Annotated in this window: 12 protein-coding genes and 2 tRNA genes; 8 read left to right on the plus strand and 6 right to left on the minus strand. The window is 64.6% G+C overall.

Going from position 1 to position 14,081, the window contains the following annotated elements:
- Positions 1 to 4 precede the first annotated feature (4 nt).
- From ASD04_RS02785 to ASD04_RS02800, 4 genes are all read right to left on the minus strand, one after another.
- Positions 5 to 2,761 (minus strand): valine--tRNA ligase, encoded by a 2,757-nt coding sequence (locus ASD04_RS02785; RefSeq protein WP_056252151.1) that lies wholly within the window; start codon positions 2,759 to 2,761, stop codon positions 5 to 7.
- Positions 2,762 to 3,069: 308 nt separating this feature from the next.
- Positions 3,070 to 3,765: a DUF2497 domain-containing protein gene (locus ASD04_RS02790; RefSeq protein WP_056252153.1), complete on the minus strand. Its 696-nt coding sequence runs from the start codon at positions 3,763 to 3,765 to the stop codon at positions 3,070 to 3,072.
- 256 nt (positions 3,766 to 4,021) lie between these two features.
- Positions 4,022 to 5,380 carry a TolC family outer membrane protein gene (locus ASD04_RS02795; protein ID WP_056252156.1) on the minus strand — a complete coding sequence of 453 codons (1,359 nt, stop codon included), beginning with the start codon at positions 5,378 to 5,380 and terminating at the stop codon, positions 4,022 to 4,024.
- A gap of 136 nt (positions 5,381 to 5,516) precedes the next feature.
- Complete coding sequence (locus ASD04_RS02800) at positions 5,517 to 6,173, minus strand: methyltransferase domain-containing protein (RefSeq protein WP_056252159.1); 657 nt, start codon at positions 6,171 to 6,173, stop codon at positions 5,517 to 5,519.
- 317 nt (positions 6,174 to 6,490) lie between these two features.
- Between ASD04_RS02800 and ASD04_RS19800 the strand changes: the two genes are divergently transcribed.
- Positions 6,491 to 6,643 carry a hypothetical protein gene (locus tag ASD04_RS19800; RefSeq protein ID WP_244488229.1) on the plus strand — a complete coding sequence of 51 codons (153 nt, stop codon included), beginning with the start codon at positions 6,491 to 6,493 and terminating at the stop codon, positions 6,641 to 6,643.
- A gap of 322 nt (positions 6,644 to 6,965) precedes the next feature.
- Here the strand turns inward: ASD04_RS19800 and ASD04_RS02810 are convergent.
- Positions 6,966 to 7,039, minus strand: a tRNA-Cys gene (locus tag ASD04_RS02810).
- Between the two features lie 163 nt (positions 7,040 to 7,202).
- On the opposite strand from ASD04_RS02810, the gene ASD04_RS02815 reads away from it, so the two are divergent.
- The 3 genes from ASD04_RS02815 (at position 7,203) to ASD04_RS02825 (ending at position 9,189) form a co-directional block, all read left to right on the plus strand.
- Positions 7,203 to 8,414 (plus strand): benzoate/H(+) symporter BenE family transporter, encoded by a 1,212-nt coding sequence (locus ASD04_RS02815; protein ID WP_244488230.1) that lies wholly within the window; start codon positions 7,203 to 7,205, stop codon positions 8,412 to 8,414.
- Entirely contained in the window at positions 8,411 to 9,016 is a 606-nt protein-coding gene (locus ASD04_RS02820; RefSeq protein WP_056252163.1) for an NTP transferase domain-containing protein, read from the plus strand. Before ASD04_RS02815 ends, ASD04_RS02820 begins: the two co-directional genes overlap by 4 nt.
- A 97-nt stretch (positions 9,017 to 9,113) precedes the next feature.
- Positions 9,114 to 9,189, plus strand: a tRNA-Asn gene (locus ASD04_RS02825).
- A gap of 21 nt (positions 9,190 to 9,210) precedes the next feature.
- Here ASD04_RS02825 and ASD04_RS02830 read toward each other — a convergent pair.
- Positions 9,211 to 9,474, minus strand: coding sequence for a hypothetical protein (locus ASD04_RS02830; RefSeq protein ID WP_056252167.1), 264 nt, complete (start codon positions 9,472 to 9,474; stop codon positions 9,211 to 9,213).
- A 125-nt stretch (positions 9,475 to 9,599) separates the two neighbouring features.
- Here ASD04_RS02830 and ASD04_RS02835 point away from each other — a divergent pair, with 125 nt between their 5' ends.
- The 4 genes from ASD04_RS02835 to ASD04_RS02850 all read left to right on the plus strand — a co-directional run bounded on the left by ASD04_RS02835 (position 9,600) and on the right by ASD04_RS02850 (position 13,942).
- Positions 9,600 to 10,814, plus strand: coding sequence for an MFS transporter (locus tag ASD04_RS02835; RefSeq protein ID WP_056252169.1), 1,215 nt, complete (start codon positions 9,600 to 9,602; stop codon positions 10,812 to 10,814).
- Positions 10,811 to 11,281 (plus strand): SRPBCC domain-containing protein, encoded by a 471-nt coding sequence (locus ASD04_RS02840; protein WP_056252171.1) that lies wholly within the window; start codon positions 10,811 to 10,813, stop codon positions 11,279 to 11,281. The genes ASD04_RS02835 and ASD04_RS02840 overlap by 4 nt, the downstream gene beginning before the upstream one ends.
- Before the next feature lie 47 nt (positions 11,282 to 11,328).
- Positions 11,329 to 12,735 carry a deoxyribodipyrimidine photo-lyase gene (locus tag ASD04_RS02845; protein WP_056252174.1) on the plus strand — a complete coding sequence of 469 codons (1,407 nt, stop codon included), beginning with the start codon at positions 11,329 to 11,331 and terminating at the stop codon, positions 12,733 to 12,735.
- Between the two features lie 163 nt (positions 12,736 to 12,898).
- Positions 12,899 to 13,942: a cysteine synthase A gene (locus tag ASD04_RS02850; protein ID WP_056252177.1), complete on the plus strand. Its 1,044-nt coding sequence runs from the start codon at positions 12,899 to 12,901 to the stop codon at positions 13,940 to 13,942.
- The last annotated feature ends 139 nt before the right edge of the window (positions 13,943 to 14,081 follow it).

The raw sequence follows: 14,081 nt of genomic DNA on the forward strand, positions 1-14,081 counted from the left end.
GTTACTAGCTCAGGCGCTTGAGGGCTTCGAGAATATGATGGCGCCGTTCCACGGCAGCCTCACGACGGGACTTCTGTTCGTCGATAACCTCTTCGGGGGCCTTGGCGACGAATTGCTCGTTGCCGAGCTTCTTGTCGATCTGGGCGATTTCGGCGTCGAGCTTGGTCACTTCCTTTTCGAGGCGGGTCTTTTCGACCGCGATGTCGATGACGCCGGCCAAAGGCAGGGCCCAGGTGGCTTCGCCGACGACGAATTGGGCGGACTCACCCGGAACCTCGACTTGCGGCGAAATCTCGTCGAGGCGGGCGAGGCGAGTGATCAGCGACGTGCCGGCGACGAGGCGGCGCAGGGTGTCCTCCCCTGCCCCGACCACGACCATCTGCAGCTTGGCGCCGGCGGGGACATTCATCTCGCTACGGACCGAACGGACATTGGTGATGACATCGATGAGCCAGTTGAGATCGGCATCGGCTGCCGGGTCTTCGAGGCCAGCGAGGTCGGGCCAGCGGCTGAGGATCAGCATGGACGGGCGCGGGGAGCCGAACTTGCCGGTTTCGGCCCAGAGCTCTTCGGTGACGAAGGGCATGAAGGGATGCAGGATGGCCAAAATCTGGTCAAGCGCCCAGGCGGCGGTGGCGCGGGTTTCGGCCTTGGCGGCCTCGTCCTCGCCCATGAGGACGGGCTTGGCGAATTCGACATACCAGTCGCAGAAGGTGCCCCAGACGAAATCGTAGGCGGCATTGGCGGCTTCGTTGAACTTGTAGTCGACAATGCCCTGGGTGACCGCTGCCGCGCCACGTGCGGTGGCACCAACGATCCAGCGATTGAGCGGGAGCTTGTTGGCCTTGGGATCGTAGCCCTCGACGCGGCGGCACTCGTTCATCTCCAGGAAGCGAGCGGCGTTCCAGATCTTGGTGACGAAGTTGCGGTAACCCTCCACGCGCTGGAGCGAGAGTTTGAGATCGCGGCCCTGCGCGGCCATGGCGGCGAGGGTGAAGCGGGTGGCGTCGGCGCCGTATTGATCGATGAGCTGGAGCGGGTCGATGACGTTGCCCTTGGTCTTGCTCATCTTCTGGCCCTTCTCGTCGCGGACCAGAGCGTGCATGTAGACCGTGTGGAACGGCTCTTCATCCAGGAATTCAAGACCCATCATCATCATCCTGGCAACCCAGAAGAAAATGATGTCGAAGCCCGTTACGAGAACGTCGGTGGGATAGTAGCGGCGCAGCTCGGCGGTGTCATCCGGCCAGCCCAGGGTGGAGAAGGGCCAGAGCGCGGAGGAGAACCAGGTATCGAGCACGTCGGGGTCGCGGGTGAGCTGGGTCGGCTTCATATAATGGGCATCGGCCTGCGCCTGCGCCTCGGCCTCGCTATAGGCGACGAAGGCGTGATTGTCCGGGCCGTACCAGGCTGGAATCTGGTGGCCCCACCAGAGCTGGCGGGAAATGCACCAGGGCTTGATGTTTTCCAGCCAGGCGAAATAGGTGTTTTCGTATTGCTGGGGCACGAATTTGGTGCGGCCTTCGCGGACGGCAGCAAGCGCCGGCTGGGCCAGCACGTCGGCCTTGACCCACCACTGGTCGGTCAGGAAAGGCTCGATGACGACGAGCTTACTCTTCTCGTCATGCGGCACCATGATCTTCTTGTCCTCGATGTGATCGAGGCCGCGGGTGGGGTTTTCCTCGGCGAGGGCGGTCAGGTCGGCGACGATGGCCTTGCGGGCTGCAAAGCGGTCGAGGCCGCGATAGGCGGCCGGGATGAAATCAGCCGAAATGATCGCGCCGTTGGTGGTGAAGACATTGATCTGGTCGAGATTGTTGCGGGTGCCGACCTCGAAGTCGTTAAAATCGTGGGCGGGCGTGATCTTCACGGCGCCGGTGCCCAGGGTGGGGTCGGCGTATTCATCTGCGACGATAGGGATGCGGCGGCCAACCAATGGCAGGGTGACGAACTTGCCGACCAGCGGCGCGTAGCGCTCGTCTTCGGGGTGAACGGCAATGCCGCTGTCGCCCAGCATGGTTTCGGGGCGGGTGGTGGCGACGACGATGTAGTCGCGGCTCTCGTGGCCCGTGACATTGCCCTCTTCGTCCAGAATCGGGAACTGGTAGGTGACGCCATCGGCCAGCGGATAGCGCAGATGCCACATGTGGCCCTTGACCTCGATATTTTCGACTTCGAGGTCGGAAATGGCGGTTTCGAGGCCCGGATGCCAGTTGACCAGGCGCTTGGCGCGATAGATCAGGCCGCGCTTGTGCAGCTCGACGAAGACCTTGATGACGGCGCGGACCATCTGGTCGTCGGCGGCGCCGTTCTCGCCCATGGTGAAGCGTTCGCGGGAGAAATCGGCCGAGGCGCCGAGGCGCTTGAGCTGGTTCATGATGGTGCCGCCGCTTTCGGCCTTCCATTCCCACACCCGCTCGACGAACTTTTCGCGGCCCATATCGCGGCGGCCGGGAAGCTGGCGTTCCATGAGCTGGCGCTCGACGATCATCTGGGTGGCGATGCCGGCATGGTCGGTGCCGGGCTGCCACAGCACGTCCTTGCCAAGCATGCGGTTGAAGCGGATCAGGATGTCCTGGATCGTGTTGTTCAGTGCATGGCCGATATGGAGCGAGCCGGTGACATTGGGCGGCGGAATGACGATGGTGAAGGTCTCGGCACCCTCGGCAGCCCCTGCCCCGGCGGCAAAGGCATTGGCCTTGAGCCAATCGGCATAGACGCGGTCTTCGACGGCACCGGGCTCATAGGACTTTTCAAGCATAGGTCACTCGCAACAGCAGCGACCCGCCAGGACGAGTTCCTTTTCAGGAAGGACTTGGCGGGCCGGAATGGACAGGTTGGCAGACTTCAAGCAAATGCGGGGTGCGGGGTCAACTGGAAGTGCGCGTTTGGCCGATCAACGGCTTAGGCAAGTCCTCGATGTCATCCCGGCGAAGGCCGGGATCCATCCTGAGAGGCTTCAACTCGCTCAATCGAACTTCGAACGACCTTGCGGCCGTTGAGAGATCTCGAGATGGGCCCCGGCCTTCGCCGGGGTGACACCGAGGGTGTGGAGGCTCTTGGCCTAACTCATTCCCCGCGGGAGAGGCGGGTGATTTCACGTTCCACCATGCGCTCGACGACGGAAGGCAGATTTTCGTCCAGCCATTCCTTGAGCATGGGGCGGAGCATGTCGCGCATCAGCGACTCGATGGTGGCGCCGGCATTGCCGAGGCCCAGGCCATTGAGCTTGGTGATGGAGCTGCGCACGGCGGCCTGGGTGGCCGGGCCGAGCAACTGGTCGGCCATGTCGCTGGACAGGGTCGGATCGGGCAAAGGTGCAGCCTGGGCCACGCTGGCCTGCGGGCGCGGCGCAGCCACCGGCGGCGGGTCGAAGGCGGGCAGTTCTTCTTCCTCGGCCGGCTCGGCGACGTCGAAGGTTATATCGTCCGGCTCGACCAGTTGCGGCGCGGCGGCGGCAGAGGGCTCCTCGGTCGCGGTATCGGCCAGGATGGAGTCAAAGCTGAAACCGCCGATATCGTCATCGCCCCCATCGACGATCTGGTTGGGCGACAGCGCCAGCGGCTCGATATCGTCGAGCATGTCGCTCAGGTCGCGATCCAGCGAATCGGCCATGGGGCGGGCCGGAGTGGCCTGCATCGGGGGTGGCGCGGCCTGAATTGTCGGACGGCGCGGCACCCCGGCGGCATCGTCATCGGCAATGATCTGCCTAATGGACGACAGGATTTCGTCCATGGAGGGTTCTTTGGGTGCCGGCTTGTTCATCAGTGCCTCTTACTCGTGCGCCCGAACCGACCGCAGCATCCGCCGGTGCCGCCAACCTGATTCGTCACCAACACCTTAGCGCCAGCCGTCCCAATTAGGAATCGCCACAGCATGCTCAAAGCGGTCTTCCACTAAAAGTTGTGGCCGGGCATGACCCGACCACCACGGCTCGATAGTGATGCTGGCCGCAAGAGATTGCAGAACAGCAAAGACAGCGGACGCAGTTTACCGAAAAACGGCCCGCGCGAGCCGCCGATCAGTCGGCGACGGTACGCAATTCCTGCCAGACGTCATCGACGGCCTGATTATACTGCACGGCGGACTTGACCTCGACAGCCAGGCCCAGATCGGTCGCGGTGAGATGGCCCATGGCGGCCAGCAGCGAGAAGGTGGCGACGACCTTGTTGGTCGAGGCATTGATGAGCCCTTCGCGCGCCGTGGTCAGTTCGGCCTGGGCGTTGAGCACGTCCAGCGTGGTGCGGGTGCCCAGGTCGCGCTCCTGGATGACGCCATCGAGCACGGTGCGACCGGCGGAGACAGCGGCATTGGCGGCGGAAATCTGCGCATCGGCACTCTGGATGCCGGCCCAGGCGGAAATGACCGCCTCGCGAATTTGGTCATAGGCCGACATGGCGTCGACCTCGGACTTGATCTGCTCGATATTGGCCTTGCGCACATTGGCGCCGATGGCGCCGCCGGCATAAAGCGGAATGGTGACCTGGAAGCCGATCGAGCCGCTGAAGCCGTCGGTCGGGCCGCCCCCGGTATAACGGCTGCCAACCGAACCGGTGACCGAAGCGGTGGGGCCGAAGGAGGCCTGGGCCGCATCGGTGCCGGCCTGGGCGGCACGGATGGCCGCCTTGGACAGCAGGATGGCGGGGTGGCCGGTTTCGGCCTGAGAAATGGCGGCCTGCAGGCTGGAGGGGATCAGGCGGCCATAATTATGCGAGGCATCGAGGTTCTGCGGCGCCGTGCCGACATAGCGCTGGAACGTCGCCTGGCTGATTTCGAGGCTGCTGACGGCGGCGCGATAACTCGCATCGCCCTGGGACAGGCGGGCTTCGGCCTGAGCCACGTCGATGCGCGTGCCCTCGCCGACATCGAGCCGATCCTTCGCCGACTGCAACTGGGCCTGGAAGAAGCTGACATTTTCCTGCCGGAGGGCGACCAACTGGCGACCGCTCAGCACCGACATATAGGCTTGGACCACCGCGAGCAGCACGTTCTGCTCGGTATTGCGGATCTGGTACTCGGCGGCCTCGGCACCGGCACGCGCTGCCTCGATCTGCGCGTCGGTCTTGAAATTGTCGAAAACAGTCTGGTTGTAGGAGAGGCCGGTGGTGAAGGAATTTCCCTCGGTGACGTTGCCACCGACCAGGTTCCAATTGTGTGCGCCGCTGATCGAAGCGCCGATGGTCGGCCGTTTGCCGGCCTGCGCCAAAGCAACGTTTTCCGCCGCCGACTTGGCGCTCAGCAAAGCCGCCTGCAGATCGGGCGCATGATCGTAGGCGATGGTCAGCGCCTGTGTGATCGACTGCGCCTGCGCGCCACCCACCGAAACGGCCGCAAGAGCCAGGGCCAGCGCACTGGCAACCAATTTAACGCGAAAGCCCATTGCCCGCCTCCAAAACCCCGAAACACTATGCGCGGCACATGGGGTAGACAACCAGCCGCGACAATCCCTACGAAACATTAATGTGCGATTCATGCAGTCGCGTGCCCCGGAGGCAACACCGGCCGGCGGCATCGCCTCAGAACACGAATTCCTCGTTGGTCCGCGCCGCAAACAGCGGCGGCAGGAAGGCGTTGAACTCGGCCCGCGCAGTTACGCCCCTGTCGGACTTTACGAAAACATGGGCCACCGAAACCGCCCCGGCGCGAATAAGCGCCACGAGGCGCCCTCCATCGGCCAAGGCGTCGAAAAAAGCATCAGGCACGCGATCGAGCGCGCCCTGCACCAGGATGACATCGAAGCGGGTGGGGCCAAGGTCCCCGGTATCGCCGGCGACGATCGTGGCATTGGCGAGGCCGAGCGCGGCAAGATTGGCCGAGGCGGCCGCGGCGAGCCCCGCATCGGCTTCGAGGCCGACGACCGATGCGGCAAGGCCGGCAATGACGGCGGTGGAATAGCCGGTGCAGGCGCCGATATCGAGGGCGGTTTCGCCTTCGGCGATGTCGGCGAGCTTGAGCAATTTAGCCAGGGTGGCCGGCGCCGCCATGAAGCGGCCGGACGCCTTGTCGCCAAGCCACTGGATGTCATCTATATAGGCCAGCGCGCGCCGGTCGGCGGCGACGAAGTTTTCGCGCGGAATGGCGCGCATGCGGGCCAGAATGGGTGCGCTGGTGACGCCGCCGCCGCGCAACTGGCTTTCCACCATCTGCGCCCGCGCGCGCTCGAAATCGACCATTGAAACCACCCGCCCCGGGCAAAACCATATGCCGGACGTGAATATAGTCGGGCATGGAGCATGGCAAGGGGTGAGAACGCGATGCGGTAAAATGGCGGTGCATGGCGGCCATGCGAGGCGCTATATTCGTCCGGCCCTGGCCGACGCCTCCTTCGCCCTGGCTGGGCAAGCGGTCAGGAGCAGGTGGTCACCTGATTTGAGCAGGTCCGGGTCGCCCAGCCGGTCAACGGGGTGTCGAAGAACGTCCCTTCAACCAGAACCCAGTCTCCCTGGCAGGCGAGGATTCGGCTGACTCCAAAGGAATCCGCCCCGCCGACATGTCGCTGCGCATCCTCGGAGAACAACCGGGCCACGACCGGGCTGTCGTCCGAAGGGGCGGCATGCAGATCGTCATGGAGGCCAAGGCCGAGCATCCGCCCGGAAACCCAGCCCTCGCCGGCAAGACATCGGTGGTTTCATCTGAATCGTAGCCGACCAGTACGGCTTGATCGATTCTGAACCAGCCATCCTTCGCTCCGGTGATCGAGACTTCCCCACCCACCGGGACCTGGCCAATGACCGGAGCATCGCTTCCGGCGCCTGCCCGGATATTGAGCCCGTTTGTGTCGGTATCGTTCGACCACGCGGAAATCGTGCAGGCGGCATTTCATCGGCGGGAGCAGCCGGGAGCAGTAGCGCAGAGATTGCCAGCTCGGACAGCAGGATCGTGACGGCGCGCTTGCAGAACAAGGCGTAGTTCACGACGTCCTCCCGGAACGACCGATAATCACCCGACAGTATCTGGAAAATCATTGGAGGCCACGTCCGGAATTGAACCGGAGTACGCGGATTTGCAATCCGCTGCGTCACCACTCCGCCACGTGGCCTCTGGCGCGGGGTTCTAGTCCAGCGCCCTTTCTTATGCAAGGCATCGGGTTGCCAAAGGGTTATTTTCTCACGGCCGCGTGAACGGCGCGCTCGATTCCGTTTTGCGCTTCACCCGAACCCTGGGCTTGCATAGGTTGCTGGCGCATGAAGCGGGGACAAGCGGTGAGCAAACGACTGGAAGCCGGCGGCGGCCGGCGTGAATATCTGCAGCCGGTGATGGCGGGGGCGCTGGCAGCGATCGTGGGCTATGCCAGCACCTTCACGCTGGTCCTGGCGGCGCTGACGGCGACCGGGGCGTCCCCGCAGCAGGCGGGCTCGGGGCTGATGAGCGTTTGCATCGCCATCGGTATCCTCAATATCGTGGTCAGCGCGCGGGTGAAGCTACCGGTGAGCTTCGCCTGGTCGACGCCGGGCGTGGCGTTCATCCTGACGGTGGGTGAGCCGGTGGGGGGATTTCCGGCGGTGGCGGGAGCCTTCCTCGTGGCGGCGGCGCTGATCGTGCTGACCGGGTTGATCAAGCCGCTGGCGCGGCTGATCGCGGCCATTCCGGCGCCGCTGGCCAATGGAATGCTGGCGGGCATGCTGTTCACGCTGTGCCTCGCCCCGATCAGCGCCGTCGCCGAAATGCCCGGCCTAGCGCTGCCGATCCTGCTGGCCTGGGTGATCGGACTGCGCTTTGCCAAGCGCTATGCGGTGCCGATCGCCGTGGTGGTGACCGGGATCGTGCTGGCGACGACGACGCATCTGCCGGCGGGGGCGCTGGATGGCAGCTGGCCGAGCCTGGTGCCGGTCGTGCCGGTCTTCACGCTGGACGCGATTCTGCGCATCGGCCTGCCGCTCTACGTGGTCACCATGGCGTCGCAGAACCTGCCGGGGCTGGCGGTGATGAAAGCCAATGGCTACGAGCTCAAGCCGGCGCCGCTCTTTATCATTACCGGCATTGCCAGCGCCGCGACGGCGTTCTTTGGCGGCCATAGCAGCAATCTGGCGGCGATCACGGCGGCCATCTGCGCCGGACCGGAGGCGCATCCTGAAAAGGCCCGGCGCTGGCCGGCTCCGGTATCGGCGGGCGTGGTCTACCTGCTGCTGGCACCGGGGGCGAGCCTGGCGGCGGCCTTCATCGCCGCCTCGCCGCCGCTGCTGATCCAGGCGGTGGCCGGGCTGGCGCTGCTGTCCAGCCTGGCGGCGGCGCTATCGGGGGCGCTGGTGGTCGAGGAGACGCGGCTGCCGGCGGCGCTGACCTTCATCACCACGGCGTCCGGAATTACCATTATCGGGGTCGGCGCGCCGTTCTGGGGGCTGGTGGCGGGCATCTGCATGATGGTGGTGCTGCGCTTCGGCATCCGGCTCGATCCGGGGACGACGGGCAATTGAGCCTGCCGCATGGGGTGATCATCGCCGGGGGCAAGGGCGAGCGGCTTGGCGGCGTGCGCAAGGCCGACCTGCGGATCGGCGGGCTGCGGCTGGTCGATCGTGTCGCCGGGGCGCTGGGCATGGTCGCATCGCCGCTGATGATCGCGGTGGGGCCGGTCGATGATGGACGGGGGAGGCGGGTCAACGCTCTTCCAGTCCCCGACCTCGAAGCGCCAGTGGGTGGCCCGCTGGCGGGATTGGCGGCGGCGGTTGCGAACCTGCAGGCCCGCGGAATCGGCGAGGGGCTGCTGGTGTCAGCGGCGGTGGATACGCCCTTCCTGCCTGATGATTTCGTGGTGGTGATGGAGGGCGAACTGGGCGATGCACCGGCGGCTTTTGCCGCGTGGGGGACGGATTTCTACCCGCCCAATGCCATCTGGCGGATCGAGGCGCTGCGTGACTTGCCGCAGCGGGTGATCGCCGGCACGGCGCCGGGCAGCCTCAAGGCCCTGCAGGCCGGCATGGGGGCGCGGCGGGTGGACTGGACGAGGCGGCATGCGGCCGATCCATTCCTCAACGTCAATACGATGGCGCACCTGCTGTCGCTGGGGCGGCGCGAATAGCCCCTCGCCCGACTTTTGCACATAGGGGCGAAAGGGCTTGGCAAACCAAAACAAGTCCGTTACATGGACCTCGCTTCCGGCAAGGAAGCATCGATGTTCCGCGATAGCTCAGTTGGTAGAGCGTTCGACTGTTAATCGAATGGTCGCTGGTTCGAGTCCAGCTCGCGGAGCCATTTCCTTCCTATTGCAGTCATTCAGGCGTCCCTGTCGCGTTCGATATCGGCCGCCAGGCGCTCGGATTCGCGCGCGCTGAGATCGGCCTGGCCGCTGCGCCAGATGGTCTCGCTATGGACGTCCCCGTCCCGCAGGACCACCTCGGATTCCGCGATCTTGCCCGCAGCGGCAATGGCGGCATCGATAGCGGCCTTCCGGTCGGCGAAGGGAGCAGTGACGTCGCCCCGGAAACTGAATTGCCAGACGCTGTCGCGCTGCGATACGACGAAATGATCGATGGTCATGGTATCCTCCCTGCGACAAAACGCAGGCGCGCCATTGTCGTTGCACCTGTGGTGACCATTGCCAGAGCCAGTGGGGCGAGGTACGGGTGCCTGCTCATATTCTAGGCATTTTGGACTTCTTCCCCATGGACGCCGTTTCGGCCAAGACTGCACCGGCGGTGCAGCGGACATCAGTCATCATCATCCTGGCGGTCAGCGCCTCGCATCTGCTCAACGACCTGATGCAGTTCTTGCTGCCGGCGCTCTACCCGCTGCTCAAGGACACCTACGGGCTGGACTATGTGCAGATCGGGCTGATCACGCTGGCGCAGCAGATGACCGCGTCGCTGCTGCAGCCGCTGGTGGGCTATTATACCGACAAGAATCCCATGCCCTATGCGCTGGCCGTTTCGATGGTGTTCGCGCTGGTGGGCATCGTGCTGATCGCCACGGCGAACACTTTCGGCCTGCTGGTGCTGGCGGGAATGGTCGGCGGCGTCGGCTCGGCCATCTTCCATCCGGAGGCCTCGCGCGTGGCGCGGCTGGCTTCGGGCGGACGGCTGGGCTTTGCGCAATCGCTGTTCCAGGTGGGTGGCAATCTCGGCACCGCCATCGGGCCGCTGGCCGCCGCCTATTTCCTGTTGCCGCGCGGCCAGGGCAGCACGATCTGGTTTGCGGTGGTGGCCATCACCGCCCTGGTGATCCTGAGCGCGGTCGGCCGCTGGTATGCGGCGCATCAGCGGGCCAGCCTGGGCAAGCCGGTGCCCAAGGCAGCGCGGCAAATCCTGTCGCGGCGGCGGCTGACGGTGGCCTTCCTCGTCATCGGCGGGCTGCTGCTGAGCAAGTATGTCTATATTTCCTCGATCACCAGCTATTACAGCTTCTTCCTGATCGAGAAATTCGGGCTCTCCGCCGAAGAAGCGCAGCTCTATCTGTTCCTGTTCCTCGGCGCGATCGCCGCCGGCACCTTTATCGGTGGGCCGGTGGGCGACCGGTTCGGGCGACTGACGGTGATCTGGTGCTCCATAGTGGGCGCCCTGCCCTTCACGCTGCTGTTGCCGCATATGAACCTGATGGGCACCGCCATCGTCAGCGTGGCGGTGGGGCTGATCCTGTCGTCGGCCTTTTCGGCCATCGTGGTCTATGCGCAGGAACTGGTACCCGGCAAGGTGGGCATGGTGGCGGGATTCGTGTTCGGCTTTGCCTTCGGCATCGGCGCCATCGGGGCGGCGGTGCTGGGGCTACTGGCCGACCATATCGGCATCGTCGCTACATTCGGCCTCTGCGCCTTCTTGCCGTTCCTCGGATTCCTCACCATCTTCCTGCCGCGACACAAAGAGCTACACGAGGTACCCGCATGAGCAGCGCAAACGGCAACGGCCACGACACCGATGGCGAAAGCCAGATCACGCTGACGCGGACCATCGATGCCAATGTCTCCGACGTGTTTTCGGCCTGGACCGATCCGGCGCTGATCGAGCAATGGCAGGCCGATGAGGCCGAACTCGATGCCTTCGAAGGTGGGGAATACAAATTCACCACCTTCGGCGACGACGAGGATCCGGACGATCACGTGGTCAGCGGGGAAATCCTGCAATTCAAGGAAAACGAAAAACTGGTCATGTCCTGGGTGCACCGGGATAGCGATGAGGACGATGCCGAAGAGCTGATCTTCGTGCTCGAAATTGCCTTCCAGGCGGTGGGAGAGGACCAGACGCGGGTGACGCTCACCGAACGGGGCCTGGCGCATGCCGACCCGGAATCGCGCATCTTCTCCATGGAGGCCTGGAATGCGGCGCTGGAGCATCTGGCCGAGGTTATGGAATAGCCTGAAACCAACGGGCATCCCCCACGTATCTCCAATTGGAGATCGGAATGACGTCCAGCAGTATAGCCTGGCTGCGCAATGACCTGCGCATTGCCGACAACCCCGCCCTGAGCGCGGCGGTTCGCGTGGGCGAGACGACGCTTGCCGTCTATGTCCACGAGACCACCCCAGGAGTGCGGCCACCCGGCGCGGCGGCGCGCTGGTGGCTGCATTGCAGCCTCGAAGCGCTCAAGGTGGCGCTGGCGGAACGCGGCATAAAGCTGGTCGTACGAGATGGCGATGCAACGGAGGTTCTGCCCGGCCTTGCTGCCGAGCACGGCGCAGGATCGGTGTTCTGGAACCGCCGCTATGCGCCGGGCGAGCGCGGCGCCGATGCCGCGATCAAGGCGCGGCTCAGGGCAGATGGCGTCGCAGTCGAGTCCTTTGCCGGCAATGTTTTGGTCGAACCCTGGGAGATCGCCACGGGACAGGGCAAGCCGTATTCCGTCTTCACGCCGTTCTGGAATACACTGCGGGACATGCCGATCGCGCAGCCACAGCGGCGACCGGATGCGGCGAAGCCGGTGAAAGCGGCCGAAGGTGACGGCGGCTATACCGCGCCAGCCTGGAGCGCAAAGCTCGCGGCGCATTGGAGCATCGGCGAAACCTGGGCGCGGGAGCGGCTCGATGACTTCCTCGACCGGCAACTCGACGATTATGCCCAGGGGCGCGACGTTCCCAGCCAGGATGCGACCTCGCGGCTGTCGCCACATCTGCGCTTCGGGGAGATTTCTGCTCGGCAGGTGTGGCACGCGGCCCAGGCCGTGGCGCATGCCGACCACGGCAAGCAGGCGGCCGTGGGCAAGTTCCTGTCGGAACTGGCCTGGCGCGACTTCAGCTACCACCAGCTCTACCATCGCGCCGATATCGCCACCGTGCCGATGCAGAGCAAATATGCCGGTATGGACTGGCGGCGCGCCGACAAGGACCTGAAAGCCTGGCAGCGCGGGCAGACTGGTCTGCCAATCATCGATGCGGGCATGCGCGAGCTTTGGCAAACCGGCTACATGCAAAACCGGGTGCGCATGCTGGTGGCTTCGCTGCTGGCCAAGAACCTGTTGATCGATTGGCGGCTGGGCGAGCAATGGTTCTGGGACTGTCTGGTCGATGGCGACGTGGCGAACAATCCGGCAAGCTGGCAATGGGTGGCGGGCAGCGGGCTCGATGCGGCGCCCTATTTCCGCATCTTCAATGCGGTCTCGCAGGGCGAGCGCTTCGACGCGCAAGGCGACTACGTGCGGCGCTGGGTGCCGGAACTCGCCGGCCTGCCCGACAAATGGCTCCACCAGCCGGCCGAAGCGCCGCGTGAGGTGCTTGAGCAGGCCGGCGTGCGGATCGGGCAGACCTATCCGCGGCCGATCGTCGACCTCAAGGCGAGCCGCATTCGGGCTCTTGAGGCGGCGGGGCGACTGTAGCCGCGTGAGACTGGAATGAATTTCTGCCGCCCTGCCGCTGGCAGGCTGGCATTGCGTGGCAAGGGTCGTGCGCGAAAAGCCTTGCCGGGTGAGGCGGTTAAGGCTTGCCGGCGAACGGGCGCACACCTAGCATAAGTCTTTCATCGACCTTCCAGATTGATCCATGTCCAAGCACGAAGACCTGATTTCCGCCATCGGCAATACGCCGCTGATCCGCCTCAACCGGGTGTCCGAACTGACCGGCTGCGAAATCTGGGGCAAGGCGGAATTTCTCAATCCGGGCCAATCGGTGAAGGATCGGGCGGCGCTCTTCATCATCCATGACGCGGTGAAATCGGGCACGCTCAAGCCGGGCGGCACCATTGTCGAGGGCACGGCCGGCAATACCGGCATCGGGCTGACGCTGGTGGCCAATTCGCTGGGCTTCAAATCGGTGATCGTCATCCCCGATACGCAGAGCCAGGAAAAGAAGGATGCGCTGCGTCTATACGGCGCCGAGCTGATCGAGGTTCCGGCCAAGCCCTACAAGAACCCCAACAACTATATCAAGATTTCCGGGCGGCTGGCCGAGAAGCTCAATCGCGAACTGCCCGGCGGCGCGGTCTGGGCCAACCAGTTCGACAATACGTCCAACAAGCGGGCGCATGTGGAAACCACCGGGCCGGAAATCTGGCAGCAGACGGGTGGCCGGATCGACGGCTTCATCTGCGCCGTGGGCTCGGGTGGGACGCTGGCCGGCGTGGCCGAGGCACTGCGGGCGCGCAATCCGGATGTGAAGATCGGGCTTGCCGATCCCGAGGGCGCGGCGCTCTACAATTTCTACGCCAATGGGGAGCTCAAATCCTCGGGCAATTCGATCACCGAAGGCATCGGTCAGGGACGCATCACGGCGAACCTGGAAGGGCTGGCCGTGGACAATCCCTACCAGATTCCCGATGCCGAGGCCCTGCCCTACATTTTCGACCTGCTCGAACATGAGGGCCTATGTCTGGGCGGATCGAGCGCCATCAACATTGCCGGGGCGGTGCGCATGGCGCGCGACCTGGGGCCGGGCAAGACCATCGTCACCGTGCTGTGTGACTATGGCAACCGCTACGCGAGCAAGATTTTCAACCCGGAGTTTTTGCACGGCAAGGGCTTGCCGGTGCCTGGCTGGCTCGAAGGGCGCACGCCGATCGATATTTCTGGTGTGATCGAGGCGGAGTAGCGGTCCGTTTCCTTCTCCCCTTGCGGGAGCCCCGAAGGGGCGGATGAGGGGTCGCTTCCTCAGGCCTTGAAGCATGGAGAGCGCAGAGGAGCGCAGACCCCTCACCCGGTTCTGCCGCCGAACGCGGAAGAACCACCCT

Origin of the sequence: Devosia sp. Root436 (assembly GCF_001426345.1) — a bacterium.
GTDB lineage: Bacteria > Pseudomonadota > Alphaproteobacteria > Rhizobiales > Devosiaceae > Devosia.

Coding starts and splice junctions, on each gene's coding strand:
- ASD04_RS02785 (WP_056252151.1), bottom strand. CDS start 2,761: ATGCTTGAAAAGTCCTATGAGCCCGGTGCCGTCGAAGACCGCGTCTAT.
- ASD04_RS02790 (WP_056252153.1), bottom strand. CDS start 3,765: ATGAACAAGCCGGCACCCAAAGAACCCTCCATGGACGAAATCCTGTCG.
- ASD04_RS02795 (WP_056252156.1), bottom strand. CDS start 5,380: ATGGGCTTTCGCGTTAAATTGGTTGCCAGTGCGCTGGCCCTGGCTCTT.
- ASD04_RS02800 (WP_056252159.1), bottom strand. CDS start 6,173: ATGGTCGATTTCGAGCGCGCGCGGGCGCAGATGGTGGAAAGCCAGTTG.
- ASD04_RS19800 (WP_244488229.1), top strand. CDS start 6,491: ATGTCGCTGCGCATCCTCGGAGAACAACCGGGCCACGACCGGGCTGTC.
- ASD04_RS02830 (WP_056252167.1), bottom strand. CDS start 9,474: ATGACCATCGATCATTTCGTCGTATCGCAGCGCGACAGCGTCTGGCAA.
- ASD04_RS02835 (WP_056252169.1), top strand. CDS start 9,600: ATGGACGCCGTTTCGGCCAAGACTGCACCGGCGGTGCAGCGGACATCA.
- ASD04_RS02840 (WP_056252171.1), top strand. CDS start 10,811: ATGAGCAGCGCAAACGGCAACGGCCACGACACCGATGGCGAAAGCCAG.
- ASD04_RS02845 (WP_056252174.1), top strand. CDS start 11,329: ATGACGTCCAGCAGTATAGCCTGGCTGCGCAATGACCTGCGCATTGCC.
- ASD04_RS02850 (WP_056252177.1), top strand. CDS start 12,899: ATGTCCAAGCACGAAGACCTGATTTCCGCCATCGGCAATACGCCGCTG.